We start from the raw sequence: 23,458 nt of genomic DNA on the forward strand, positions 1-23,458 counted from the left end.
CCGATGTCCGAACAGCTGAGCTTTGATCTCCCGGCGAAACCTGCGCTGGGGCGGGATGATTTCTTTGTTGCGCCGTCGAATGCCATGGCCGTGGCGCTGATCGACCCGAGTTTTGCCTGGCCTTCGGGTAAGCTGGTGCTGACCGGGCCCAAGGGATCGGGCAAGACCCACCTCGCCCACGTCTGGGCCAAGGAAAGCGGCGCCCGCGTGGTGCCTGCACAGCAGCTGACCGAGGCCGACGTGCCGGAACTGGCCAGCGGCCCGGTGGCGATCGAGGACGTGCCGGAAATCGCCGAGGACGCGTTGGCGCAAAAGGCGCTGTTTCATCTGCACAACATGGTGCTGACCCATGGCCACCGGCTGATGCTGACGGGTCGTCCGGCGCCCAACCTCTGGGGGCTGGGGCTGGCGGATCTGCAAAGCCGGGTGCAGGCGGCCACCCATGCCGCGCTTGAGGCCCCCGATGATGCGCTGCTGGCGGTGGTGCTGGCGAAACTGTTCAACGACCGCCAAATCACCCCGAAACCGGATGTGATCCCCTATCTGGTGGGGCGCATGGACCGCAGCTTTGCCGCGGCGGCGGCGGTGGTCGATCAGCTCGACCGGCTGGCGCTGGCCGAGCAGCGCACCCTGAGCCGCGCGCTGGCGATTCGCATGATGGCCGCCGACCGCGAAAGCGAAGACAGATGACCCGGCGCCTCTGCAGCCCGAGGATCCCCCCGGCACCGCGGGCGGAATTGACCTCCGCGACCCGATACATCATTCTTTCCAAAGCCCAAACATCCGGTCCCCAGGGCCGGACCATCCCGGAGCCCGCATGACGATCCTGCCAGACGCCCCGCACCTCGCCTCCGAGACCACGCCTTCAGACGGCACAGAGTCCGATCTGGAACCGCCCGCGGGCAGCAGCGAGGACTGGGGCCCGTTTGGCCGCCCGCTGTTCGATGATCCGGATGCCCGCGCCCTGAAACGGGTCGGCGTGGTCGATGTGGGCTCGAACTCGGTGCGACTGGTGGTGTTTGACGGCGCAGCCCGCAGCCCGGCCTATTTCTACAACGAAAAGATCATGTGCGGCCTTGGCGCCGGCCTGTCGGAAACCGGCAAGCTCAATCCGAAGGGGCGCGTGCGCGCGCTGGAGGCACTGAAGCGCTTTCAGATGCTGGCGCAGGGGCTCTTGCCCTATTCGCTGATCGTGGTGGCCACCGCCGCCGTGCGCGATGCCAGTGACGGGCCGGAATTCTGCGCCGAGGTGGAGGCCGCCACCGGCCTGCGCATCCGTGTCATCACCGGCGAGGAAGAGGCGCGGCTGTCGGCGCAGGGGGTGCTTCTGGGCTGGCCCGGCGCCTATGGCCTGATCTGCGACATCGGCGGCTCCTCGATGGAGCTGGCGGAAATCCACGACGGCGAGGTCGGCAAATGCGTGACCTCGAACCTCGGCCCGCTGAAGCTGAAGGACATCAAGGGCGGGCGCCGGGGCCGCAAGAAACACATCGACGAGGTCATGGTCGCGCTGCGCGACCAGCTTGGCGATCAGCGCGACCGGCTGTTTCTGGTCGGCGGCAGCTGGCGGGCCATCGCCCGCGTCGACATGCTGCGGCGCAACTACCCGCTGACGGTGCAGCACGAATACCGCATGACCGCCAAGGACGTGCGCGAAACCGCCAAATACCTGGAAAAGAACGATCTCGACAAGATCCGCAGCGACTGCGGCATTTCCTCAGCCCGGATGGCGCTGGTGCCCTATGCGGCGGATGTGCTGTCGCGCCTGATCAAGACCTTTCGCCCCAAGGACATCGCCATTTCCAGCTATGGGATTCGCGAGGGGCTCTTGTATGAACAGATGCCCGAGCGGCTGCGCGAACGCGACCCGCTGATCGAGGCGGCCCGCTTTGCCGAGGCCAAGGACGCGCGGGTGCCGGGCTTTGGCAAGACGCTCTATACCTTTGTAAAACCGCTGTTTTCCGGCGAACCCTATGCCAAGATGCGGCTGGTGAAGGCCGCCTGCGTGCTGCATGACGTGAGCTGGCGCGCGCATCCCGATTATCGCGCCGAGGTCTGTTTCGACAATGCCACCCGCGCCAATCTCGGCGGGCTGAAACACTCGGAACGGATCTTCCTCGGGCTGGCGCTGCTGCATCGCTACCGCAACAAGCGGCAGGGCACCCATTTCGAACATCTCTATGATCTGCTGGCCGCGGCACAGCAGGTGGAGGCCGAAATCCTCGGCAAGGCCATGCGCTTTGGCGCCATGCTGATGGTGGGCGAGGATCAGGACATCGGCCGCCTGCGCTGGCAGCCGCGCAAACGCATCCTGCATGTGGAGCTGCCCGCCGCCAGCGCGGCGCTGTTTGGCGAGGTGGCGCAATCGCGGCTGATGTCGCTGGTCAATGCGCTGGAGGCCGAGGTGCGGGTGACCATCGCCGGCAAGCGCGGCGCGTTGTTGGAAAAGGACGCGCGGGGCTAGCGCCCCAAGATCACCGCAGGGCGAACGCCCCAAGATCACGATGGCGCCTGGCTCAGAGCTCAGAGCTCAGAGCTCGATACTGCCGTCCTCTTGCGCCTCTGGCGTGCTCTCGGGCTGTGGCGCCTTGCGGCGGATGATGATGTCGCCGTTGGGCAGGATTTCCGGCATCTCGTAGACGCTCCAGTCCTCCACCTGATTGGCGATATCCGCCAGCGCGGGCCCCATCTCGGTGAGAAAGCTGCGCATGGAAGGGCCGATTTCGGCAAAGAGGCGCGCGGCCTCGTCCAGCGTCGGCTCCATCTCGCGGCGCAGCCCCTCAAAGAACAAATCCGCTCCGCGCTCCATCAGTGTCGGCCCCTCCTCGTCGGTCGGGGTGTCTTCAGCGGCGAGCGGCAGCGCCAACAGGGCCGCAACCCCAGCCCCAAGGGCAAGGCGGCGAAACATGCGGGGGCGAATATCCTGTGTCATGCCTCAGAATATAGCGCGCTTCTGTAACAGGCATAGGGGGACAAATCCGCGCCGCTTACCCCCGCCACATCGGCTTGGCGATCTCTTGCCGAAGGGCGGCGCGGGTCCAGCCTGCATCCTGCAATGCGCTGTCGGGCGCGCCGAGCAACTCGCGAGCCAGCATCAGGCGCAGACGACGACGGGCAAGCCACAGCGCCAGCCCCCGCTGATCCGGGGCGCAACAGATCGGGCGCAAGGGGCGCGCGTGCGGCAGGGTCAGAATATCGGCAGACATGAGAGGCTCCTTTGTTCCAATACCGCCAGATTATCCCTACAGTGACCGCAGAAAAATTGAGTTCTTCTCCTGCCCTTTGGTCTTTCTAGGAACATATGAGACATCTGCCACCCCTCTCCGCCCTGCCCGCATTCGAGGCCACCGCCCGGCTTGGGTCCGTGACCGCTGCGGCCGCCGAACTGGGCCGGACCCATAGCGCCATCAGCAAGCAGCTGCGCCATCTGGGCGAGGATCTGGGTGGCGCGCTGTTTGAAAAAGACGGCACCGGATTGCGGCTGACCCAGCGTGGTGCACAGTTGCAGGCGGAGCTGCGGCCCATGCTGGACCGGCTGGATCATGTGGCGCAGCAGTTGCGACAGCAGCAGGATCAGCGCCGGGTGCGACTGGCGGTGAGCGCCACCTTTGCCACCCGCTGGCTGACCCCGCGCCTGCCCCGGTTTTATGCGCAGCACCCGGATGTGGAGGTGGATCTGCTGATGTCCGGTCCCCACCGCGACATGCGCGACACCTATGATCTGATCCTGAGCTATGATCGCCTGCGCGGCCCTCTGCGGGACACGCGCAGGCCCGAAATCCTTGGCGATACCTCTTATGGTCCGGTCTGCGCGCCGGGCTATCCGCTGGTGCGATCGCCCGAGGGCTGGCGTGCGGAGCTGCGGTTGGTGCACGCAGGCGCGCCGCAATCCTGGGACGCGTGGTGCCGTCTGAGCGGCGTGGCCCTGCTCGCTGCGCGTGAGAGCGCCTATCCGCACCACATCCTCGCGCTGGAGGCGGCGGCAGCGGGGCTTGGCGTGGCGGTGGCAGAGCGGCGGCTGGTGGCGGATGATCTGGCCTCGGGGCGGCTGATTGCGCCGCTGGGATTTGTGCGCGTGTCCAATGGCTTGCAGGCGATCGTCACCCCGGCGGGTGAGACCAGCGGCCAGCACAAACATGCGGTGTGCGCGGTGCTGGACTGGCTGCGCGCCAGCGTCGCCGAAGAAAACGCACAGGATTAGCCGGAGGCAAACGCCAGATCCAGCGTGACCGGGAAATGGTCCGATGCGGTCAACAACGCCTGACAGAGCGGGGGCGTGCCATAGCAGGCCGCGTCCTCAAACGGGTGCCAGATGCGCCATTTCGGCTGATGCGCCTGCAAGGGCGGCGAGATCATGATATAATCCAGCAGCGCCTGAAAATACCGCCCTTCCAGATGGTTATAGAACCGTGCCGAGGTCGGCAGCCCCTGTTGATTGGGCCGGAGCAAATGGCGCGCCTGGGGGTCAAACAGCTCTGCCCCCATGATGATTTCCACCGAAGAGCGGCCAAAGAGCGCCTCGTAAACATCAAGGCCGGGGCCGTCGTTCAGATCCCCCATCACCACCAGCGGATCGCCCGCCTCCAGATGATCCTCCACCCGCGCCCTGAGCCAGACCGCCTGCGCCAGCTGCTTGCGGCGGTTGGCAATGGAGATCGCGCGGGCTTCTTCCGGGGTGCGTGCGCCATGGGGGGCCTTGGATTTCAGATGCGCGCCGATCAGGCGAAAGGGCATGCCATCCGCCGGGGTCACCATAAGCTCCATCGGGGGTTTGGAAAACCGCACCATATCGGCCTTGGCATCGACATCGAGGTCGATTTCAAACATCGCATCAAACCGGGGCGCGCGGGGCGATGAGATGGGCGCATGCTCCGCCTGCATCACATTGGAATCAAATAGAAATGCGATTTCCTGACGGGTGTCATTGGCAAAGCCCATCACCACGTCCCTTGTGCGCAGATCCGCCCATTCGGCAAACCGCGTGAGGGCGCGCACGGTGCTTTGACGTTTGCCGGTGTTGGGGCCCTCAATGATGGTGATGCCATCGGCATCGATGGCGCGCAGCACATCGGCAATGGCCTCGGCCTGCGCGCGGCGGCTGACCTCGTGACGGGCGGAGGGGGCCTCATCCAGACGCAAGTGATCGCTCTCGTCAAAGAGCGCCTCGAACCATTCGATATTATACGTGCTCAGGCGCATGATCGCGGGCTTGCGCCTTGCCGCTGAGGTCTTCCCACGCGCGGTTGATGTCGATCATGCGCTTTTCGGCCAGCCGGATCGCCTCTTGCGGGACGCCGCGCGCGATCATCGCGTCGGGGTGATTGTCGCGCACCAACCGACGCCAGATGCTGCGAATGTCTTCCATCGGGGTGCCGGGGGCCACGCCGAGCACCTCATGCGGGTCCTTGGGGGCATCCTCGACAAACCGCGCCCGAAGCGAGCGAAACTGCGCCTCGGACTGGCCAAAGATGCGGCTCACCTCCTCAAGGAACACATCCTCATTGGGGTGGTAGAACCCGTCGGCAATGGCGATGTGAAACAGCCCCTCCATCAGGTCACAGAGCGTTTCGGGATCATCCGAGAACATCGCCCGGATGCGGCGGGCATAATCGTCGTAGCCTGCGATATCCTGCCGGGCGAGGTTGAAGACCCGCGCGGCCTGTGCCTCATCCTCGGCGGCGATCTGGAACACCTCGCGAAAGGCGGCGACCTCATCGCGGGTCACCTGCCCGTCGGCCTTGGCCATTTTAGCCCCCAGTGCGATCACCGCGATGGTGAAGCCCACGGAACGTTCCGGCGGCGTGCGCAGGCGGTCGAACACCTCGGCCAGGCTTTCGCCCTGCGTCAGCGCCGCAAGCGCCTCGGTTATGCGGGTCCAGAGTGACATAAGGCCAGTTTAGCCGGGATTGGCCGCGCTGTCAGGCGGGGCAGTGCCGTCCTCACGCAGAATTTTCTGCATCAGCACAAGATCGAGCCACTGATCCCATTTGCGCCCCACCTGCGGCAGGCGTCCGACCTCTGTGTAGCCACAGGCGGCGTGGAACTGTTGGGCGGTGGGGTTGGCGCTGCTGATGGCGGCGACCATGACGTGGATGTTGCCTTGAACGGCTCGGTTTTCCAGGTCTGTCAGGAGCTTACGCCCTGCCCCTCGTCCACGGGCGGCCTCGGAGAGGTAGATCGACAGCTCTGCCGTGTGGCGATAGCCCTCGCTGCTGCGAAAGCCCGTGTAGGTGGCGTAGCCAAGGAAGTCCCCATCCCTATCTTCGGCCACCAGAATGGGCGGATCACCATAGAGGATATCATCCTGCCAGTCGCTGAGCGAGCGCGCCTCGGTGGCGAAGGTCATAAGCGTGGTGTCAACGATGTGGCGCTGCAGATGCGTGATCGCCTCGGTATCGCTGTCGCGGGCGGGTCTGATCCGCGTCGTCTGTGCGGCGGTCATGACAGATGGCGCAACCCGTGCGGCGTGTCGATTTCCGCCCGCAACGCGGCGGGGCCGGGTTCAAACACCACCCGTGCATCATCAAGCGGCAGCAGCTCTGCCAGAGCCTGCGCCTCGGGGTGGGAGACCACCAGACGACGCAGGCTACAGCCCTGTTGCGTCAGGCGCGGTGCAGGGTGCGGCCCCTGCCACTGGATCAGCGCGGGAAAGAGATTGTCATAGGGCAGGATGCCGCTTTTGGGCACCGCCATCTGCCAGCTGAGATCCCCACGGGTGAGCGAGACCGGTGCGCCCGCATCCACCGGCAGCGCGGCCAACGTGTTGTCCAGATCGCTGCTGCGGCAGATCCAGTTGGTGATCCGGGCGGCACCGTCGAATCGGTCCAGATCAAACCAGCGCGGCTGACGCTCCGGCGTGGCCTCCGGGTCGATGGCGATGGCCTCCAGATAGAGCCCGTCTGCCAGCCCCAGAAGACGGTTGTGGGTGCCAAAGACCGCATGTTCCCCGCCCGGCTGCAGGGGCACACCAAGTGCTTCCTCGACATGGGCGGTGGCCTCGGCCAACGTGTTGGCGGCAATGGCGAAATGATCAAGTTCCATGGTGAGGCCCCCTGGCTGGATCGGTGTGGTCCTGGGCGGCAGCCTAGCAAATCCGGGGGGGAAGGAAACCCGCATTGCACGCGGATCGCAGAGGCACGATGGTCTTGGTGTTTTGCGCTTGATCTAAAGTGAGCTTGAGGAATTACCGTCTGAGTCGCCGCCCCGGTTGTGCTGCTCTGCACCCCACAGGGCGCACCGACGATGATTGGAGTTCACATATGCACAACCCTTTGACGCCCGAAGACTGGGCTGCAAACCACATCCTTGGCATCTATGAGACGCATCTGCCGGTGCGAGATCTGGACCGTTCGCTGGCGTTTTATACCGGCCAGCTGGGATTAAAGCTGGCGCATCGATTGCCCGCGCGCAATGTCGCCTTTGTCTGGGCCGGACCCAAGGAGGTGGGCATGCTGGGGCTGTGGGGGGCGGGCAGCGCGCCGTTGAGCATGACGATGCATTTTGCGTTTCGCGCGACAAAATCAGCGGTATTGAGCGCCTGCGAGGTATTGCCGCGCCGGGGCATCACGCCGCTTGGCTTTGGCGGAACACCGGTCACCGAGCCGGTGGTGTTTGGCTGGATGCCTGCGATGTCGATCTATTTCAAGGACCCGGACGGCCACTCCATCGAGATGCTGCATATGCTGGAAGATGAGCCGGATGCGGATTTTGGCGTACAGGGCTATTCCGACTGGCTCAACCGAGCGTAACCGGCGCGATAACCGGGGCGGCTCCCGCCCGTCCCGGTGGCATGGCACATGCCACCACGCCCGTTGGGCGTGGCGCGTCGCACCCATTGGGTGCGACGCGCGCAGCCGACCCTCTCGTTGAGGGTCGGCTGCCACCGCCAGGATGAGACCCAGCGCCCAGGATCAGCACCCTAGTCTTCGGTGATTTCATACGCGCGACGTATGCCCTGCGTTTTTTGACCCCAGAGGGAGGCCCCTGCCCGCAGTTGATGCGCATCAAACGCCGCGCGATCCGTGAAACATTCCTCCACCCGCCAAACGGATGGATCATCGGTTTGCGTCACCTCAAAGGACAGGCACCCCGGCTCCGCCCGCGTAAGGCGGAGGTGCTCCGGCAGATATTGCTTCACCAGGGCCCGCTCCTGCGCCGAGGCGCAGAAGAGATGACCCGAGAGGTGCACGCGGCCCTTGGGGGTTGCATCGCTCATATCGCACCCCTCGCGTCAGCTGCGGGCATCGCGGATCAGCTCCAGAATGTCTTGCGCGGCGGTGGGGATATTGGTGCCGGGGCCAAAAATGGCCTTCACCCCTGCCTTATACAGGAACTCATAATCCTGCTGCGGGATCACCCCGCCACAGATCACGATGATATCCTCGGCCCCTTGTGCCTTCAGCTCGGCGATCAATTGCGGTGCCAGTGTCTTGTGCCCCGCCGCCTGAGAGGAGATGCCGATCACATGCACGTCATTGTCGATTGCGTCCTGCGCGGCCTCGGCCGGGGTCTGGAACAGCGGCCCCACGTCCACGTCAAAGCCGATGTCGGCAAAGGCGGTGGCGATCACTTTGGCGCCCCGGTCATGGCCGTCCTGCCCCATCTTGACCACCAAAAGACGCGGGCGGCGGCCCTCTTCCTCGGCAAAGGCCTCAATAGATTTCTGGATCGCGGCAAAGCCTTCGTCGCCCTCATAGGCCGCGCCATAGACACCGGCGAGGGTTTTTACCTCGGCGCGGTGGCGGCCAAACTCTTTTTCCATTGCCATGCTGATTTCTCCGACTGAGGCCCGGGCGCGGGCAGCCTCGACCGCCGCTTCGAGCAGGTTGCCGCCCTCAGACGCGCGGCGGGTCAGCTCGGCCAGAGCCGCCTCGCAGGCCGCCGTATCACGGCTGGCGCGGATCTGTTTGAGCCGGGCGATCTGGCTGTCGCGCACCTTGACGTTGTCCACATCAAGAATGTCGATCGGGTCTTCCTTGTCCTTGCGGTATTTGTTGACGCCGACGATCACCTCTTCGCCGCGGTCGATCATCGCCTGACGGCGGGCGGCGGTTTCCTCGATGCGCAGTTTTGGCATGCCGGAGGCCACGGCCTTGGTCATGCCGCCCATCTCCTCGACTTCCTGCATCATCGCCCAGGCTTTATCCACGAGTTCCGCGGTGAGGCTTTCGACATAGTAGCTGCCGGCGAGCGGATCGACGACATTGGTGACGCCGGTTTCTTCCTGCAAGATCAACTGGGTATTGCGCGCAATTCGGGCAGAGAAATCAGTGGGCAGCGCAATCGCCTCATCGAGCGCATTGGTGTGCAGACTTTGCGTGCCGCCCAGAACCGCGCTCATCGCCTCGTAGGCGGTTCGGATCACGTTGTTGTAAGGGTCCTGCTCCTGCAGGCTCACGCCCGAGGTCTGACAGTGAGTGCGCAGCATCTTGGAGCGGTCGGATTTGGCGTCAAACTCCGTCATCACACGGTGCCAGAGCGTGCGGGCGGCGCGCAGCTTTGCGGACTCCATGAAAAAGTTCATGCCAATCGCAAAGAAGAACGAGAGGCGGCCTGCGAATTTGTCCACGTCCATGCCCGCCTCGATGGCGGCTTTGACGTATTCGCGCCCATCCGCCAGCGTATAGGCGAGTTCCTGAACGAGGTTCGCGCCCGCCTCCTGCATGTGGTAGCCGGAGATCGAGATGGAGTTGAATTTCGGCATCTCGTTTGAGGTGTATTCAATGATATCCGCAATGATCCGCATCGAGGGTTCGGGCGGATAGATATAGGTGTTGCGGACCATGAACTCCTTGAGGATGTCGTTCTGAATGGTCCCGGAGAGGAGCGCCTTGTCGTGGCCCTGCTCTTCGCCCGCGACGATGAAGCTGGCCAGAATCGGGATCACCGCGCCATTCATGGTCATGGAGACCGAAACCTGATCGAGCGGGATGCCGTCAAAGAGGATCTTCATATCCTCGACACTGTCGATGGCCACGCCCGCCTTGCCGACATCGCCCATCACCCGTTCATGGTCACTGTCATAGCCGCGGTGGGTGGCGAGATCGAAGGCGACGGAGACGCCCTGCTGACCGGCGGCAAGGTTGCGGCGGTAAAAGGCGTTGGATTCCTCGGCCGTGGAAAAACCCGCGTATTGGCGGATGGTCCAGGGGCGGCCGGCGTACATGGTGGCCTTCACCCCGCGGGTGAAAGGGCCAAAGCCCGGCAGCGTGCCCATATGGCCAAGGTCTGCGGTATCCTCAGCCGTATAGATCGGCTTTACGTCGATGCCTTCGAGGGTCTGCCAGGTGAGATCCTCGAGCGGGCGGCCACGGAGCTCCTTTTCAGCCAGTGCCCGCCAGTCTTCCGGTGTCTGGGTCATGCATTTGTCCTCTTGTCAGGTCATCCTGCGGCACGCGGTCCGCCGCAGCAGGGGGAGTGGCTGTGATGTCCGATTTGTTCGGATCTTCAACCAGTTCGGCGAGGCCGTCGGCACCGCCGACCAGCCACATCATATCGTCATAGTAGCTTTCCCGCAGGCTTGCGGCCTCGGCCTCGGAAAACGGCATCCAGCGGCCGTCGCCCTCCGGCAGGGCCCGGGCGAAACGCCCCGGCAGATCGCTGCGCAGTTCCGGCAGGCGGGCGCAGGCATTGAGACGGAAGCTGCCGCGCGCAGGCGGACAATCGACGCCGGTCATGGCCGAGAGCTGTGCTTCGGGCTGGGAGGCAAAGACCTCATGCGCAAAGACCCGGATGCGGGCGCCGGGCATGGCGCAGTAGATGTCCTGGATCACGTCGCGCCAGCTGCGCGGGGACGCTGCGATGCGCGCCAGCGTGCGGGCGTTGGGCAGACGCAGGGAGTGTTCCAGCCGCAGCGACAGCGCGGAGGCCCAGAAGCTCTCGGGGCTGCGGATGTTGAGCATGACGTCGGTCACCGCCCCGTCAAAGGCATGATCCAGGCGCGACAGCTGCTCTCCGGCGCCGGGATACAGCGTCCCGAGCGACAGGCTCTGCTCCAGCGCGCCCAGCATCCTGGCATCCGAGATCACCAGCGCCGCCGTTCCGGCCTCCTGCATTGCCGCCAACTGCAAGGCGATGCGTCCCTTGGCCCGCTCGACCGGATCCCGGCCCGTCACCGACACCGCGCCCGGCTGGACCCCGTGCAGCAGCCCCTTGCGGGTGCGCTCCGGCCCCCAGGACACGATCCCGTATTGCGACAGGTGATCGCCCTTGCGGGTGAGGTAGTTCTGGAAGCTGCGCGTCGCGCAGCGGTGGGCACCGATATGCAGAATGACTTTCATTGCAGGTTCTCCTTGCGCTGGCCCGGGCCCCGGCGTGGGCTCCGGCGGCAAGCTTGGCGCAAAAGGGGTTCTGTCCTGCTTAACGAAAGGTGATTTTTTTGTGTCCACAGCGGTTTCTGCGGTCGCTTTTACGGTCGGAGCACATATATTTCTGGTCAGAGGAGAGCGTATGAACAGAATGCACAGCCTGGCCCTGACCGCCGCCCTAGCCGCCCTGCCCCTGTCTTCGGTGGCCGTTGCCGCGCAAGAGACACAGGCCGCCGAAACCCTGTCGGAGGCCGCGATCAGCGAAGATGCGGCCCCCGAAGACCTGTCGGCGGAGGCGGCCGAGCCCGCGTTCGAGATCCGCGACGGGTATGACGTGGAGATCGGCGAATACCGCTGGACCCACCGCCCGGTGGTGGTCTTTGCCGACAGCCCCGCCGATCCGCGATACCAGGAACAGATCGACGAGTTCCTGCAGGACATCCCTGCCCTGATGACCCGCGACGTGCTGGTCTTTGTGGACACCGATCCGGCGGCCAAATCGGCACTGCGCAAGAAACTGCGCCCGCGCGGGTTCATGCTGGTGCTGATCGGCAAGGATGGCGGCGTCAAGCTGCGCAAACCGCTGCCGTGGAGCGTGCGGGAGCTGAGTCGCACCATCGACAAGATGCCCATGCGCCAGCGCGAGATCGAGGACCGGCGCGGCGGCTGACCCGCCCGGATAGTCCGGATAGAGCGGGTGGCGTCCCGCGCCGCCCGATCCTGCCCCTGCGGTGTCCCTAAGAACTGCGCCCGCGCGAGAAGAACAGCCGCCTGTTGCGACGGTCGAAGACGGCCATGAACTTTTCTTCCGGTTCGAAAATCAGCACCGAGGTCGGGTCCAGCAAGGCGTTGAAATAGGCCTCTTCCATCTCGATCGCCATGCAATCCTTGCCGCCGGTGCCCGACGACAGCACCCCAAGCCCCTGCGGCAGATCGCGGGTCATGATCTTTTCGGTCACGACGGTGGGCGACATGCCCGGGATTTCGAAGGCCACCGCCTCGCCCTCGGTGATCGCACGCATGCCTGCATCGACGTTGCGCACCTTTTTCACCATCGAGCTGATACGGCTCGCCTTCACCTCGAACAGGGCGGCGGTGCAATTGACCCGGGAAAAGAAATAATAGGTCTCGCCCAGCTTGACCCAGTCCTGCACCTGCGCGCGCACTTCCTCCTCCTGATCGAGGCTGCACCCCAGGAGCACAGCAACCAGCGCGGGTGCCGCTGCGGCCCGCAGTATCAGGCGCCGCAAGGAGGATGGGGAAAAGGGAACGACCACGGACAAGATCTCCAGCATCATCAGCGCGCGAGGCAACAGCGCCAGACAGACGCCTCGGCGAGGTGTTTTGCCCGACCCTAGGAACAGCGCCTTCAGAAAGCCTTAACAAACCCGCTGCAAGCGCCGGTTTTTGCGGAGATTTTGACCCGCACAGCTGATCCGCCCCGGCGCCAGACGGCCCCGGGATCGGATCAGGGGATATGCGGGTCGCGGCAGTCACCGGATCACTCGAACTCGATGATCACATCATCCACCGCGAGGCTGTCCCCGGCGCCGGCATTGATCTGCGAGACCACGGATTTCTTCTCGGCGCGCAGGATGTTTTCCATCTTCATCGCCTCGATGGTGCAGAGCGGCTGGCCCTCCTGCACCTCTTGTCCGACCTCGACGTGGATCTTCACCACCAGACCGGGCATCGGGCACAGGAGCATCTTGGAGGTATCCGGCGGCAGTTTCTCCGGCATCAAAGCGGCCAGTTCGGCCTGACGCGGACGGCGCACATGCACCTTGAGATCCGCCCCCCGGCTGCGCACTCGAAAGCCCTGGGTGATCTTGTCGACCTTCAGAACCAGGGGCGCACCATCGGTCAGCACATGGGCAAGGCTGTCCCCCGGCGTCCAGTCGGAGCTGACGCGGATTTCGCTCTTGTCCTCAAACCGCACGGTGGCGCCTTCGGGATCTGCGGAGATGCGCAGCGCATAAGAGTGATCGCCAATGGCCACCACCCAGTTGTTGCCGACACGGCGTTCGTGGTTGTCCATGCGGCCCGAAACCTGCGTGCGGCGGATTTCGGCGACACGGTGCATGGCCGCACAAGACGCCGCAATCCGGCGCAGGTCGCTTTCGGGCAGGTTCACGCCTTCGAACCCCTCGGGGTATTCCTCGGCAATAAAGGCGGTGGTCATATCGCCCGAAACAAACTTCGGATGATCCATCACCGCCGACAGGAACGGCAGGTTGTGACCGATGCCTTCGACCTCGAAACTGTCCAGCGCCACGCGCATCGCCTCGATCGCCGCCTCACGGGTCGGCGCCCAGGTGCAGAGCTTGGCGATCATCGGGTCGTAATACATTGAAATCTCACCGCCTTCATAGACGCCGGTGTCATTGCGCACGACCACATCGCCGGCATCCCCCGGTGCCACGCCGGGCGTATAGGCCGCCGTTTCCGCCGGCGGACGATAGCGCGTGAGACGCCCGATGGAGGGCAGGAAGTTGCGGTAGGGATCTTCGGCATAAAGGCGGTTTTCAATCGCCCAGCCGGTGAGCTTGACGTCATCCTGAGTGATCGACAGCTCCTTGCCAGCGGCCACGCGGATCATCTGCTCCACAAGGTCGACGCCGGTGATGAGTTCTGTCACCGGGTGTTCCACCTGCAAACGGGTGTTCATCTCAAGGAAGTAGAAGTTCTTGTTGCCATCAACGATGAATTCCACCGTGCCCGCAGAGGCATAGCCAACGGCCTTGGCCAGCGCCACGGATTGCTCGCCCATGGCGCGGCGGGTCTCTTCATCAAGGAAGGGGCTGGGCGCCTCTTCGACAACCTTCTGGTTGCGGCGCTGGATGGAGCATTCACGCTCGCCCAAGTAAACGCCGTTGCCATGGGCATCACAAAGCACCTGAATTTCGATGTGGCGTGGTTGGGTGACGAATTTCTCAATGAAAATCCGGTCATCGCCAAAGGAGTTCGCAGCCTCATTCTTGGAGGACTGGAAGCCTTCGCGCGCCTCTTCGTCGTTCCATGCAATCCGCATGCCCTTGCCGCCGCCGCCTGCAGAGGCTTTGATCATCACCGGATAGCCGATCTCGCCCGAGATCTTCACAGCCTCATCGGCATCCGCGATCAGGCCCATGTAGCCCGGCACGGTGGAAACACCTGCTTCCTGGGCGATTTTCTTCGAGGTGATCTTGTCCCCCATCGCCTCGATCGCGCCTTTGGGCGGGCCGACAAAGGCGACGCCTGCGGCCTCCAGCGCCTCGGCGAATTTGGCGTTTTCCGACAGGAAGCCATAGCCCGGATGCACCGCCTGCGCGCCCGAGGATTTGATCGCCGCCATGACGTTGTCGATGACGATATAGGATTGGTTGGCGGGGGCTGGCCCCACATGCACCGCCTCATCCGCCATTTGCACATGCAGCGCCTGACGGTCGGCATCAGAGTAGATGGCGACGGTCTCAATGCCCATCTTGCGCGCGGTCTTGATGACGCGACAGGCGATTTCCCCCCGGTTGGCGATCAGGATCTTATCAAACATGGGCTGTCCCTTGTGGTCCGTGTTGATGGGTCTGGCGCGCACACGAAAAACCGCCGCGCACGGGGATGTCCCGTGGCGGCGGTGCGTCCGCGCCAAAGCGAAATGTCAGCGCCGCGCGACCCGGTCGCGCGCCCGAGGCTGGCTTAGCAGCGGCCCGGGTTTTCCTGACAGTAGATGAGGTTACCGGCTGCGCCCACGGCTGCGCCGGTGACAAGGCTGCCGTTGAGCAGCGCCGCACCTGCGGCACCGGCGCCAGCGCCATAAAGCGCCTGCTCGCCCGTGGTATCGCCACAGGCCGCAAGCACCGCGGTGCCTGCAAGGAAAGCGGCCAGAATGGATTTGCGCATCGGAAGACTCCTTTTCGCCGAGCTGCGAGATTTGGTCTCACTTTGCTCAGACAACGCGGAGCGTCCAGATATGTTCCACGCAGATTGTTGCGATGGGCGATGGATCGCCCGTTAATCCAGCGCAAGCGGCGACGTTTCGCCCATGGCGACACGGCCGCATGCCGCGCCCCTCCGGCGGTCTCGCCATGCAGGCGGCGCTTGGGCTGTTCGGCCTGGTGGCAACAAGATACGGAAGCGGTCGCGAACCCAAAAGCGGGCAGCTGGCACGGGGCTGTGCACAGCTGCCCAGTCAGGTTTTGGGGCCAGAACAACAGCCAGAAGGGACGAAACGGCTGTGTAGGCTCTGTCAGCCTGTCAGCCTCTGCGCGCCCTGCAAACCCGCCTGTCAACGCGGCGCTCATTTGGGCGCACGCCCGCGCAAATCGCCGCTGCGCCAGCGGGAAGACGCCGAGGCACCCTGCTCGGGCACGGCCCTGCGCGGCTTTCCGCTGCACAGGACGGCCCGTTCGGGTGATATGACGCCGATCCCGCATGCGATCAGCCCTCAAACGCCTCGGGGAACGAGCGGCGCGCGACCTCGACGTCGATCACCAGGAGCGACTCGTAGCTTTCAGGATCAAAGGGATCGTCCACCGCCAGCACCTCGCGCCCGAACAGCCAGCTGAGCCGCCCTGCGTCGAGATTGCCGCGTTCGAACGGCTGGTCGCCAAAGTTTTCCCACAGCGCGCGCATGAAGCCCGCATCGGCCCGCTTGTCCGCAGGCTTGCGGTCGCGAAACCGTTCGCGCCGGGTGATCGGCGTCACCCCCTTGGGATTGGGGCGACGGATGACAAATTGATAATCGGTGCCCGGAAGACGGCCGGGAAAGCCGCGATGTTTCAACATGGAAGTGCCTCCGGTCCGGCACCCCGCAGGTCGGAAAGGTCCGGCCACAGGGCCGGACCCCTGAAGTGTTTACTTGTATTTGCCGGTGTAGACCGGCTCTTGCGAGATCGGCTCGGGCTCGACCACGACGAATTCTTCTTCCTGCTGGCCGGCACAGGCGGTGACGGCGGCCAGGAGGCCTGCGAGGGTGAAAAGCTTGATGCTCTTGGACATGTCAGTCTCCTAAGATCATAGATGAAACCTGCACGGGCGTGCGCCCGTACCTCTGTCAGCCCGGCGGATCGAAATCCCCCCGGCCGAGGCGCATATTTGCGTCCTGCGCGCAGCATAGCGGCATTGGTTTGAAGGTTATATGCAAATTCCGCCGCCCGCGCCTGTTGTGGCGCGAAAACCGCAGAAAAATGCCGATCCGCAGGGCATGGGGGCATCAGAACCCCTCCCAGATGCAGGCATCGCCTTCGATGCGATAGGTTTCAAAGAACTGCGTCGCCTCCGGGGCCGACTGGCCAAAGGGCAGCGCGCGGTCCGACAGCGAGATCACCACCCGCTCCGGATGCAGGTCGTGGTGGGCCAGATAGGGCAGCGCCAGCGTGGCGCAGAGATGATCGATGTCGGTGGCGCTGGCGCCCTGGCTGGTCTGGCTGGCAATCTCCGGCGCGACAAATCGGAACCGCGCCCAAAGCGCGCCCGGAGCCTTGTCCAGAAGCACCTCGGACAGTGAGATCGGCTGGCCGGAGGGCACCCGGATCCGCGCCCTCTCCTGTCCGTCGCCCGCCGCGCCCGCCAGGTCCGGCTGGTCGGAGGCCGCGCTGGCGGAAGACGGCAGGCCCAGACCGGTCAGCCCCAGCCCCAAGGCCAGCACCAATGCCCGGCACAAATTGCGCCCCCGCTCTACCAGAGCGTGCATATCCAGTGATGCGGTGTGACACCCGAAATTGCCGCAGCCCCGACCCCAATCAGATTGGGCTCCTCCTGCCGAGGCTGCGGGCGCTGCGCCGATGGCGCGCGCTGATCCAGAAGATCTGATTTCGGCTGGGACGGAGCATGCAACCGATTCGGCCTTCGTGTCAAACCCTGTTACAAATTTGTGCAACACCCGCCCGCCGTGCTGAAGCGCGTGGCACCCTGTGGACTCATCGGCACAGCCCGCCCCCGCAAGCGGCGATTTGTGACCTGATCGCCCGAAAATTACGCCGTTTTTACGTTGACTTAAGGTCATCTTAACACGCGCCCCGACCGCCCCGCCTGAGCCACCCAACGGGCGCGATGCGCCGGGCACGCCAGCAGATCGGCAATCTGTGCGCTCAGACCCGGCGCCACCGGTCCGGCAACGCGTCCGCCGGCGGTGAGTCGAATCACATCCCCCTCACGGGTGAGCTGCACCACCGGCGAAAACCCCCGCACCCGTTGCAGCGCCCGCCACATGTCCTGCCGGATCTGATGCGCCAGCCGCACCGGATCCCCCATAGGGAGAGTGGTGCTGGCCGCCACATCAAAGCGCGGGGGCAGCTGACGGCAGAGCGTCAGAGCGCCGTCAGTGCGCAGGATATGCCAACGGGGTGCCATGGATTGCGATCAAAGCGGGATGTTGTCGTGTTTCTTCCACGGGTTCTGCAGCTTCTTGTTGCGAAGGCTGGCAAAGGCGCGCGCCACCCGGCGTCGGGTGGATCTGGGCTGGATCACCTCGTCGATAAAACCGCGCTCCGCCGCCACAAAGGGATTGGCAAAGCGGTCCTCGTATTCGGCGGTCTTGGCGGCGATCTTTTCCGCATCGCTGAGGTCGGCGCGGTGGATGATCTCGGTGGCGCCCTTGGCGCCCATCACCGCGATCTCTGCCGTTGGCCAGGCGTAGTTGAAATCGCCGCGCAGGTGCTTGGACGCCATCACGTCATAGGCGCCGCCATAGGCCTTGCGGGTGATCACGGTGACCTTGGGTACCGTCGCCTCCCCATAGGCAAACAGCAGCTTGGCGCCATGCTTGATGACACCGCCGTATTCCTGACTGGTCCCCGGCAGGAATCCCGGCACGTCGACAAAGGTCAGGATCGGGATTTCAAAGGCGTCGCAGAACCGCACAAAGCGCGCCGCCTTGCGCGAACTGTCGATATCGAGACAGCCCGCCAGCACCATCGGCTGGTTCGCCACCACGCCCACGGTCTGCCCTTCAAGGCGGACAAAGCCGGTGAGGATGTTCTTGGCAAAATCCTCCTGGATCTCGTAGAAATCGCCCTCATCCGCCACTTTGGTGATGAGTTCCTTCATATCATACGGCGTGTTGGCGTTTTCCGGGATCAGCGTGTCGAGGCTGTCCTCGATCCGTGCCGGATCGTCAAAGAACGGGCGCACCGGGGGTTTTTCCCGGTTGTTCAGCGGCAGGAAATCCACCAGACGGCGCACTTCGGCCAGCGCTTCGACGTCGTTCTCAAAGGCACCATCGGCCACGGAGGATTTCTTGGTATGGGTGGAGGCCCCGCCCAGCTCCTCGGCAGTGACCTGTTCGTTGGTCACGGTTTTTACAACATCCGGGCCGGTCACGAACATATAGGAGGTGTCCTTCACCATAAAGATGAAGTCGGTCATCGCCGGGCTGTAGACCGCGCCACCGGCGCACGGCCCCATGATGACGGAGATCTGCGGGATCACGCCAGAGGCCATGATGTTGCGCTGGAAGATCTCGGCATAGCCCGCGAGTGCATCGACGCCTTCCTGGATGCGGGCACCGCCGGAATCGTTGAGGCCAATAATGGGCGCGCCGTTCTGGATCGCCATATCCTGAATTTTACAGATCTTTTGTGCGTGGGTTGCGGACACCGAGCCGCCCAGCACGGTGAAATCCTGTGAAAACACATAGACCTGACGGCCATTGATGGTGCCCCAGCCGGTGATCACGCCGTCGCCTGCGGGTTTGTTGCCCTCCATGCCAAAATCGGTGCAGCGATGGCTGATGAACATGTCGAACTCTTCAAAGCTGCCTTCGTCCAGCAGGAGTTCGATGCGTTCGCGAGCGGTCAGCTTGCCGCGCGCGTGCTGTGCATCAATGCGTTTCTGCCCACCGCCGAGCCGCGCGTTTTCGCGGCGCTCTTCGAGTTCGGCAAGGATATCCTTCATGGCAAATGCCCCCTGATCAGTTTGGGCCCAATGTTTCGAACGTGTTTGAACCGGGTTCGTTGCGGCCGACCCTAACGTGACGCCGGATCGACCCCAAGGCAAATATGGCAAATTTGCAAATATAATGCATAGCCCGCTCGCTAATCAGCAAATCAGCAAATTCCACCCATCGCCCCCCGCCCCGGCCGTCGGATCGGACCGCCGCGTGCCGCCTGGTGACCTGCTTCACAGACAGGCGCCGCGATGTCGGGCAAAATTGTACCCTAGGGACGGGTTCATTGGACAAGCACCGCGCCGCGCCCTAGACCCTGAACAGGTAAACTAAACCGAGACGTACAGTGACCCGCACCACCCCACCGACCATTTGGACCCTGATTCTGCTCTCCGGCCTTTCCGCCCTGGGGATGAACATCTTTCAGCCCTCACTGCCCGGCATGGCCGCCTATTTCGGGGTCGAGTATCGCCTGATCGCCCTGTCGGTGCCGCTTTATCTGGCCGCAAGCACGGTGATCCAGATCGTTGTCGGGCCGATTTCGGACAAGATGGGGCGGCGGCCGGTGATGATGGCGTCATTGGTGCTGTTCCTGCTGGCCACATTGGGCTGTATCTTTGCCACAACCGCCGAGGGGTTCCTGGCCTTTCGCATGGCGCAGGCGGTGGTCGCCACCTGCATGGTGCTGAGCCGCGCCGCCGTGCGCGACATGTATGAAGGGCCCAAGGCCGCGAGCATGATCGGCTATGTCACCATGGGGATGACGGTGGTGCCGATGGTGGGGCCGGCGCTTGGCGGGATCTTGGATCAGGCCTTTGGCTGGCACGCGAATTTCTGGCTGCTGTTTGCCGCCGCTGCGGTGACGCTGATGATTTTCTACGCCGATTTTGGCGAGACCGCGACCGCAAGCGGAAAGCCGTTGATCGCGCAGTTTCGCGAATACCCGGCGCTGCTGCGCTCGCCGCGCTTCTGGGGCTACTCCTTGGCGGCGGGCCTGTCGTCGGGCAGCTTCTTTGCCTATCTCGGCGGCAGCCCCTTTGTGGGCACCAATGTCTACGGGCTGAACAGCGCTCAGCTGGGGATTTATTTCTCGGCCCCGGCGCTGGGGTATTTCCTCGGCAACTTCCTGTCCGGGCGCTACTCGGAGCGGTTCGGGATCAATGCGATGGTGTTCTGGGGCGCGATCATCAACATCTTTGGCGTCGGACTGTCGCTGACCATCACCCTGGTTGGGATGGACTCGGTCTGGACCTTCTTTGGGCTGATGTGTTTTGTCGGGCTCGGCAACGGTATGGCGATCCCCAACGGCACCACCGGCGCGATCAGCGTGCGCCCGCATCTGGCAGGGACCGCTGCGGGGCTGTCATCGGCGATCATGATCGGCGCGGGTGCGGCGCTCTCGGCCACGGCAAGCTGGCTGCTGGTGCCCGGCTCTGACGCCTCGCCGCTTCTGGAGATCATGTTTGCAAGCGGTGTCTGCGGGTTGATCGCCATCCTCTATGTGATGCGCCGCGAGCGGCAGTTGGGCCTTGCAGCCTGATCCTTCTGACATTCTCACCTGACATTTCTGCCTGCCCAGAGGTGTTTCGCTTCGGGCTTTGCCCGAAGCGACCCGCGCGGCGCGCGCCCCTGCGGGGCGCGCGCCGCGCTCGGCCCAACTGCGGGCCTTGCTTTTTCAAAGCAGGGGCCGTGGGCGGGAGGTCTCCCCTCGCCCTTTCGGGTTGTTCTCTAAGGCCACTGCTCGGGTCACCGCGGCTTGCCAGCTTGAATTTGCAGTTATACAAATAGACCAGCTCAATTTGCAAAGGCACGCCACATGGCCACCCAAAAGCTCTATGCCGGGGCGAAGCTGCGCGAGATGCGCAACCGGATCGGCCTCACCCAGAAGGACTTTGCCGCCAAGCTCGGCGTCTCCCTGCCCTATCTGAACCAGATGGAGAACAACAACCGGCCCGTGTCCACCACCGTAGTTCTGGCGCTGGCACAGGAGTTCGGGCTGGATGTAACGGAGCTGTCGTCTGGAGATAGCGAGCGGCTGATTTCCGACATGCGCGAGGCGATGGCCGATCCGGTCTTTGCCGATGATGTGCCGCCGCTTGCGGATCTGCGTCTCACCGCCTCAAACGCGCCAGCGCTCGCGCGCGCTTTCCTCAGCCTGCACCGCGCTTACCGGCAAACCCATGAACGGCTTGCCTCGCTGGATGAGGCGCTGGGGCGTGCGGATGCGCGCATTCAGGCCAGCCCCTGGGAAGAGGTCCGCGACTTCTTTCACTACTGCGACAACTATATCGACGCCGTGGACCGCGCGGCCGAGCGGTTTTCGGGCAGCGGCGACACCCGCCTCAACGCCGAGACCGCCCTGCAGGGGATGGGCGTCACCCTGACCCTGCGCGACATGGAGGGGCTGCGCGCTTATGATCCGGAGACCAAGGTGCTGGCGCTTTCGCATCGCTCCGCGCCGCAGACACGGCTGTTCCAGATGCTCTTGCAACTGGCGCTGCTGCGCTACGGGGATTTGCTGGAGGCAACACTGGACTTTGCAAAGTTTCAGACAGAAGAAGCGCGCTCTATCGCAAAGATCGGCCTTGCCAACTATTTCGCGGGCGCAGCCCTGATGCCCTACACAAGATTTCTGGAGGCCGCACAATCCTGCCGCCACGATCTGGAACTGCTGGCGATCCGATTTGGTGCCTCGATCGAGCAGGTGGCGCATCGCCTCTCCACCCTGCAACGCCCCGGTGCCAAGGGCATTCCGTTCTTCTTCGTGCGTGTCGATCAGGCTGGCACCATCACCAAGCGCCACTCTGCCACGCGGCTGCAATTTGCCCGTTTTGGCGGTGCCTGCCCCTTGTGGAACGTGCACCGCGCCTTTGAGACACCGGGGCGGTTTTTGCGCCAACTGGCCGAGACCCCCGACGGGGTGCGCTATATCTCACTGGCGCGAGATGTGTCGAAACCGGGCGGATCCTTCGGGGCACCGGTGCGGCGCTATGCGATCTCGCTGGGCTGCGAAGTCAGTCACGCGGATGCGCTGGTCTTTGCGGATGGGCTGGATGTGACGCAGGCCTCGGCGTTTGAACCCATCGGCATTTCCTGCCGGATCTGCGAGCGCCAGCATTGCCACCAGCGCTCGGTGCCGCCTTTGGAGCGACGCCTGTCGGTCGATACCAATGAGCGCAGCGTGCTGCCCTACCGGGTCAACTAGTCACGCAAAAGGGCCGCCCAAATCCGGGCGACCCTTGGTGTTCATCAGGAAGGCTCAGGCCTTGGACAGAATGCCCCAGATCTCATCCTTGAGAGCGGCACGTGTCTTGCGCAATTCGCTTTCGGCTTGCTCGGACACCGGCTCCACATTGGTTTCGGCGCGGTGCACGGCGCGGTTTACTTCGTGGTATTCATCCGCAAGCTTTGCAAAATGCGCATCGGACTGCTTGAGATCACTCATCAGCGCGGCTTTTTCGGGGAATTCCTCAGCAAGTTCATGTGGGGTATGGGACATCTGTTCGCTCCTTCAATGCGTTGTTTGACAAAAGCTTAGAAGATGACTCGCAGGCACACTTTGACCGGGATCAAGTTTTTGGGGAATTCCAAACCCCGAATGACCTGCGGCCGGCATCGCTGCGATATCCGGGCCTCAAGTCAAGCTGCCGCACCAGCGCCCGATTTGAAGCGCCGCTACATGTTATTCCCTGTGGTGGCAGAGGTTTCGAACCGTGTGAAGCACTGCTCACCTGCTCCACCCCACTCCGACAAGGAGCAGATCTCTGATCGGGCACAGGGAGAGGAGTAAAAGGACAGCCTTCAAATCGGGGTGGTCTGCTTTGAGCCCTTCACAGCTATAAAGCGTTGTTCGCTGGCTCGGATTATGCGAGCCGTTTCTTCCATGACAGACCTGTATTTGACCGAGCCTGACTTCGAAGCTGAGATTACGATCCTTACCGAAGAGCAGCGAGGGCGCCAAACGCCGCCACACAACTACATTCGCTGGGATTTCGGCTATGCAGAGGACAATCCTCTAGAGCCAGAGCGCAATCTGGATGCAGAAATCTACATGATTTGGCCAAATTTTCTGGATACCGAAGGCACACCTATTCAGAAGGGCATCCCGCTTGTAGGAACATACAAGGCTTGGATGCACATCTTGGTGAGAGAAATGGTGTGCTACCACCGGAAACGGATATCGGTTGGTCTAAAATTCAATTGCTATGAAGGCGGCCAGATCGTGGCAAGAGGGGTTGTAACAGAGCTTCGGGCCATTTCGCCCAACGGCAACTAAATCTCGCTTTCC

26 protein-coding genes are annotated in these 23,458 nt (G+C 63.5%); 8 read left to right on the top strand and 18 right to left on the bottom strand.

The window, feature by feature from the left end:
• The first annotated feature begins 3 nt into the window (after positions 1 to 3).
• Entirely contained in the window at positions 4 to 690 is a 687-nt protein-coding gene (locus tag MHM88_RS06305) for a DnaA ATPase domain-containing protein (RefSeq protein ID WP_239321171.1), read from the top strand.
• A gap of 127 nt (positions 691 to 817) precedes the next feature.
• Entirely contained in the window at positions 818 to 2,464 is a 1,647-nt protein-coding gene (locus MHM88_RS06310; protein WP_239361475.1) for a Ppx/GppA family phosphatase, read from the top strand.
• 66 nt (positions 2,465 to 2,530) lie between these two features.
• Here the strand turns inward: MHM88_RS06310 and MHM88_RS06315 are convergent, their stop codons facing one another.
• Both MHM88_RS06315 and MHM88_RS06320 read right to left on the bottom strand, forming a co-directional pair.
• Positions 2,531 to 2,908, bottom strand: a complete 378-nt coding sequence (locus MHM88_RS06315) for a hypothetical protein (RefSeq protein WP_239361477.1) — start codon at positions 2,906 to 2,908, stop codon at positions 2,531 to 2,533.
• 79 nt (positions 2,909 to 2,987) lie between these two features.
• Entirely contained in the window at positions 2,988 to 3,206 is a 219-nt protein-coding gene (locus tag MHM88_RS06320; protein ID WP_239361479.1) for a hypothetical protein, read from the bottom strand.
• Positions 3,207 to 3,301: 95 nt separating this feature from the next.
• Between MHM88_RS06320 and MHM88_RS06325 the strand changes: the two genes are divergently transcribed.
• Positions 3,302 to 4,201: a LysR family transcriptional regulator gene (locus MHM88_RS06325; protein ID WP_239361482.1), complete on the top strand. Its 900-nt coding sequence runs from the start codon at positions 3,302 to 3,304 to the stop codon at positions 4,199 to 4,201.
• Here MHM88_RS06325 and MHM88_RS06330 read toward each other — a convergent pair.
• From MHM88_RS06330 to MHM88_RS06345, 4 genes are read right to left on the bottom strand one after another with little or no spacing between them, the layout of a single operon-like run.
• Entirely contained in the window at positions 4,198 to 5,199 is a 1,002-nt protein-coding gene (locus tag MHM88_RS06330) for an endonuclease/exonuclease/phosphatase family protein (protein WP_239361484.1), read from the bottom strand. The genes MHM88_RS06325 and MHM88_RS06330 overlap by 4 nt on opposite strands.
• Positions 5,180 to 5,887, bottom strand: a complete 708-nt coding sequence (locus MHM88_RS06335) for a molecular chaperone DjiA (protein ID WP_239361485.1) — start codon at positions 5,885 to 5,887, stop codon at positions 5,180 to 5,182. Before MHM88_RS06335 ends, MHM88_RS06330 begins: the two co-directional genes overlap by 20 nt.
• A gap of 9 nt (positions 5,888 to 5,896) precedes the next feature.
• A complete protein-coding gene (locus MHM88_RS06340) occupies positions 5,897 to 6,442 on the bottom strand; it encodes a GNAT family N-acetyltransferase (RefSeq protein ID WP_239361486.1) in 546 nt (181 codons plus the stop codon).
• The gene (locus tag MHM88_RS06345) at positions 6,439 to 7,041 is read right to left on the bottom strand and encodes a VOC family protein (protein WP_239361487.1); all 603 of its coding nucleotides are present in this window, start codon (positions 7,039 to 7,041) and stop codon (positions 6,439 to 6,441) included. The genes MHM88_RS06340 and MHM88_RS06345 overlap by 4 nt, the downstream gene beginning before the upstream one ends.
• A gap of 218 nt (positions 7,042 to 7,259) precedes the next feature.
• On the opposite strand from MHM88_RS06345, the gene MHM88_RS06350 reads away from it, so the two are divergent.
• The gene (locus MHM88_RS06350; RefSeq protein WP_239361489.1) at positions 7,260 to 7,748 is read left to right on the top strand and encodes a VOC family protein; all 489 of its coding nucleotides are present in this window, start codon (positions 7,260 to 7,262) and stop codon (positions 7,746 to 7,748) included.
• Between the two features lie 170 nt (positions 7,749 to 7,918).
• Here MHM88_RS06350 and MHM88_RS06355 read toward each other — a convergent pair whose 3' ends face one another.
• From MHM88_RS06355 to MHM88_RS06365, 3 genes are read right to left on the bottom strand one after another with little or no spacing between them, the layout of a single operon-like run.
• The gene (locus tag MHM88_RS06355; protein WP_239361491.1) at positions 7,919 to 8,215 is read right to left on the bottom strand and encodes a putative quinol monooxygenase; all 297 of its coding nucleotides are present in this window, start codon (positions 8,213 to 8,215) and stop codon (positions 7,919 to 7,921) included.
• Between the two features lie 15 nt (positions 8,216 to 8,230).
• Complete coding sequence (gene scpA, locus MHM88_RS06360; protein ID WP_239361494.1) at positions 8,231 to 10,360, bottom strand: methylmalonyl-CoA mutase; 2,130 nt, start codon at positions 10,358 to 10,360, stop codon at positions 8,231 to 8,233.
• The gene (locus MHM88_RS06365; protein WP_239361496.1) at positions 10,323 to 11,279 is read right to left on the bottom strand and encodes a hypothetical protein; all 957 of its coding nucleotides are present in this window, start codon (positions 11,277 to 11,279) and stop codon (positions 10,323 to 10,325) included. Before MHM88_RS06365 ends, scpA begins: the two co-directional genes overlap by 38 nt.
• A gap of 169 nt (positions 11,280 to 11,448) precedes the next feature.
• On the opposite strand from MHM88_RS06365, the gene MHM88_RS06370 reads away from it, so the two are divergent.
• The gene (locus tag MHM88_RS06370) at positions 11,449 to 11,976 is read left to right on the top strand and encodes a DUF4174 domain-containing protein (RefSeq protein WP_239321139.1); all 528 of its coding nucleotides are present in this window, start codon (positions 11,449 to 11,451) and stop codon (positions 11,974 to 11,976) included.
• A 67-nt stretch (positions 11,977 to 12,043) separates the two neighbouring features.
• Here MHM88_RS06370 and MHM88_RS06375 read toward each other — a convergent pair whose 3' ends face one another.
• From MHM88_RS06375 to MHM88_RS06410, 8 genes are all read right to left on the bottom strand, one after another.
• Positions 12,044 to 12,583 (bottom strand): hypothetical protein, encoded by a 540-nt coding sequence (locus tag MHM88_RS06375; protein WP_239361498.1) that lies wholly within the window; start codon positions 12,581 to 12,583, stop codon positions 12,044 to 12,046.
• A 224-nt stretch (positions 12,584 to 12,807) separates the two neighbouring features.
• A complete protein-coding gene (locus tag MHM88_RS06380) occupies positions 12,808 to 14,838 on the bottom strand; it encodes an acetyl/propionyl/methylcrotonyl-CoA carboxylase subunit alpha (RefSeq protein WP_239361499.1) in 2,031 nt (676 codons plus the stop codon).
• Positions 14,839 to 14,981: 143 nt separating this feature from the next.
• Positions 14,982 to 15,185 carry a hypothetical protein gene (locus tag MHM88_RS06385; RefSeq protein ID WP_239321130.1) on the bottom strand — a complete coding sequence of 68 codons (204 nt, stop codon included), beginning with the start codon at positions 15,183 to 15,185 and terminating at the stop codon, positions 14,982 to 14,984.
• A 537-nt stretch (positions 15,186 to 15,722) separates the two neighbouring features.
• Positions 15,723 to 16,070 carry a hypothetical protein gene (locus MHM88_RS06390; RefSeq protein WP_239321128.1) on the bottom strand — a complete coding sequence of 116 codons (348 nt, stop codon included), beginning with the start codon at positions 16,068 to 16,070 and terminating at the stop codon, positions 15,723 to 15,725.
• 69 nt (positions 16,071 to 16,139) lie between these two features.
• Entirely contained in the window at positions 16,140 to 16,283 is a 144-nt protein-coding gene (locus MHM88_RS06395; protein ID WP_239321125.1) for a hypothetical protein, read from the bottom strand.
• A 214-nt stretch (positions 16,284 to 16,497) separates the two neighbouring features.
• On the bottom strand, positions 16,498 to 16,977 hold the full coding sequence (locus MHM88_RS06400; protein ID WP_239361500.1) for a DUF6497 family protein: 480 nt from the start codon (positions 16,975 to 16,977) through the stop codon (positions 16,498 to 16,500).
• Positions 16,978 to 17,285: 308 nt separating this feature from the next.
• Positions 17,286 to 17,636 (bottom strand): hypothetical protein, encoded by a 351-nt coding sequence (locus MHM88_RS06405; RefSeq protein WP_239361501.1) that lies wholly within the window; start codon positions 17,634 to 17,636, stop codon positions 17,286 to 17,288.
• 9 nt (positions 17,637 to 17,645) lie between these two features.
• Complete coding sequence (locus MHM88_RS06410; protein WP_239361502.1) at positions 17,646 to 19,178, bottom strand: acyl-CoA carboxylase subunit beta; 1,533 nt, start codon at positions 19,176 to 19,178, stop codon at positions 17,646 to 17,648.
• A 338-nt stretch (positions 19,179 to 19,516) separates the two neighbouring features.
• On the opposite strand from MHM88_RS06410, the gene MHM88_RS06415 reads away from it, so the two are divergent.
• Both MHM88_RS06415 and MHM88_RS06420 read left to right on the top strand, forming a co-directional pair.
• Positions 19,517 to 20,710, top strand: coding sequence for a multidrug effflux MFS transporter (locus MHM88_RS06415; RefSeq protein ID WP_239361505.1), 1,194 nt, complete (start codon positions 19,517 to 19,519; stop codon positions 20,708 to 20,710).
• 276 nt (positions 20,711 to 20,986) lie between these two features.
• The gene (locus tag MHM88_RS06420; RefSeq protein ID WP_239361507.1) at positions 20,987 to 22,375 is read left to right on the top strand and encodes a short-chain fatty acyl-CoA regulator family protein; all 1,389 of its coding nucleotides are present in this window, start codon (positions 20,987 to 20,989) and stop codon (positions 22,373 to 22,375) included.
• Positions 22,376 to 22,429: 54 nt separating this feature from the next.
• Here the strand turns inward: MHM88_RS06420 and MHM88_RS06425 are convergent, their stop codons facing one another.
• Positions 22,430 to 22,669 (bottom strand): YdcH family protein, encoded by a 240-nt coding sequence (locus MHM88_RS06425; RefSeq protein ID WP_239361509.1) that lies wholly within the window; start codon positions 22,667 to 22,669, stop codon positions 22,430 to 22,432.
• 384 nt (positions 22,670 to 23,053) lie between these two features.
• On the opposite strand from MHM88_RS06425, the gene MHM88_RS06430 reads away from it, so the two are divergent.
• Positions 23,054 to 23,446: a hypothetical protein gene (locus MHM88_RS06430; RefSeq protein WP_239361511.1), complete on the top strand. Its 393-nt coding sequence runs from the start codon at positions 23,054 to 23,056 to the stop codon at positions 23,444 to 23,446.
• Positions 23,447 to 23,458: the final 12 nt, after the last annotated feature.

The organism is Epibacterium sp. MM17-32, assembly GCF_022348205.1.
Classification (GTDB): domain Bacteria; phylum Pseudomonadota; class Alphaproteobacteria; order Rhodobacterales; family Rhodobacteraceae; genus Epibacterium.

Excerpts from the sequence above, each read along its gene's own strand:
- MHM88_RS06305 (WP_239321171.1), top strand. The coding sequence starts at position 4 with ATGTCCGAACAGCTGAGCTTTGATCTCCCGGCGAAACCTGCGCTGGGG.
- MHM88_RS06310 (WP_239361475.1), top strand. The coding sequence starts at position 818 with ATGACGATCCTGCCAGACGCCCCGCACCTCGCCTCCGAGACCACGCCT.
- MHM88_RS06315 (WP_239361477.1), bottom strand. The coding sequence starts at position 2,908 with ATGTTTCGCCGCCTTGCCCTTGGGGCTGGGGTTGCGGCCCTGTTGGCG.
- MHM88_RS06320 (WP_239361479.1), bottom strand. The coding sequence starts at position 3,206 with ATGTCTGCCGATATTCTGACCCTGCCGCACGCGCGCCCCTTGCGCCCG.
- MHM88_RS06325 (WP_239361482.1), top strand. The coding sequence starts at position 3,302 with ATGAGACATCTGCCACCCCTCTCCGCCCTGCCCGCATTCGAGGCCACC.
- MHM88_RS06330 (WP_239361484.1), bottom strand. The coding sequence starts at position 5,199 with ATGCGCCTGAGCACGTATAATATCGAATGGTTCGAGGCGCTCTTTGAC.
- MHM88_RS06335 (WP_239361485.1), bottom strand. The coding sequence starts at position 5,887 with ATGTCACTCTGGACCCGCATAACCGAGGCGCTTGCGGCGCTGACGCAG.
- MHM88_RS06340 (WP_239361486.1), bottom strand. The coding sequence starts at position 6,442 with ATGACCGCCGCACAGACGACGCGGATCAGACCCGCCCGCGACAGCGAT.
- MHM88_RS06345 (WP_239361487.1), bottom strand. The coding sequence starts at position 7,041 with ATGGAACTTGATCATTTCGCCATTGCCGCCAACACGTTGGCCGAGGCC.
- MHM88_RS06350 (WP_239361489.1), top strand. The coding sequence starts at position 7,260 with ATGCACAACCCTTTGACGCCCGAAGACTGGGCTGCAAACCACATCCTT.
- MHM88_RS06355 (WP_239361491.1), bottom strand. The coding sequence starts at position 8,215 with ATGAGCGATGCAACCCCCAAGGGCCGCGTGCACCTCTCGGGTCATCTC.
- scpA (WP_239361494.1), bottom strand. The coding sequence starts at position 10,360 with ATGACCCAGACACCGGAAGACTGGCGGGCACTGGCTGAAAAGGAGCTC.
- MHM88_RS06365 (WP_239361496.1), bottom strand. The coding sequence starts at position 11,279 with ATGAAAGTCATTCTGCATATCGGTGCCCACCGCTGCGCGACGCGCAGC.
- MHM88_RS06370 (WP_239321139.1), top strand. The coding sequence starts at position 11,449 with ATGAACAGAATGCACAGCCTGGCCCTGACCGCCGCCCTAGCCGCCCTG.
- MHM88_RS06380 (WP_239361499.1), bottom strand. The coding sequence starts at position 14,838 with ATGTTTGATAAGATCCTGATCGCCAACCGGGGGGAAATCGCCTGTCGC.
- MHM88_RS06385 (WP_239321130.1), bottom strand. The coding sequence starts at position 15,185 with ATGCGCAAATCCATTCTGGCCGCTTTCCTTGCAGGCACCGCGGTGCTT.
- MHM88_RS06390 (WP_239321128.1), bottom strand. The coding sequence starts at position 16,070 with ATGTTGAAACATCGCGGCTTTCCCGGCCGTCTTCCGGGCACCGATTAT.
- MHM88_RS06395 (WP_239321125.1), bottom strand. The coding sequence starts at position 16,283 with ATGTCCAAGAGCATCAAGCTTTTCACCCTCGCAGGCCTCCTGGCCGCC.
- MHM88_RS06400 (WP_239361500.1), bottom strand. The coding sequence starts at position 16,977 with ATGCACGCTCTGGTAGAGCGGGGGCGCAATTTGTGCCGGGCATTGGTG.
- MHM88_RS06405 (WP_239361501.1), bottom strand. The coding sequence starts at position 17,636 with ATGGCACCCCGTTGGCATATCCTGCGCACTGACGGCGCTCTGACGCTC.
- MHM88_RS06410 (WP_239361502.1), bottom strand. The coding sequence starts at position 19,178 with ATGAAGGATATCCTTGCCGAACTCGAAGAGCGCCGCGAAAACGCGCGG.
- MHM88_RS06420 (WP_239361507.1), top strand. The coding sequence starts at position 20,987 with ATGGCCACCCAAAAGCTCTATGCCGGGGCGAAGCTGCGCGAGATGCGC.
- MHM88_RS06425 (WP_239361509.1), bottom strand. The coding sequence starts at position 22,669 with ATGTCCCATACCCCACATGAACTTGCTGAGGAATTCCCCGAAAAAGCC.
- MHM88_RS06430 (WP_239361511.1), top strand. The coding sequence starts at position 23,054 with ATGACAGACCTGTATTTGACCGAGCCTGACTTCGAAGCTGAGATTACG.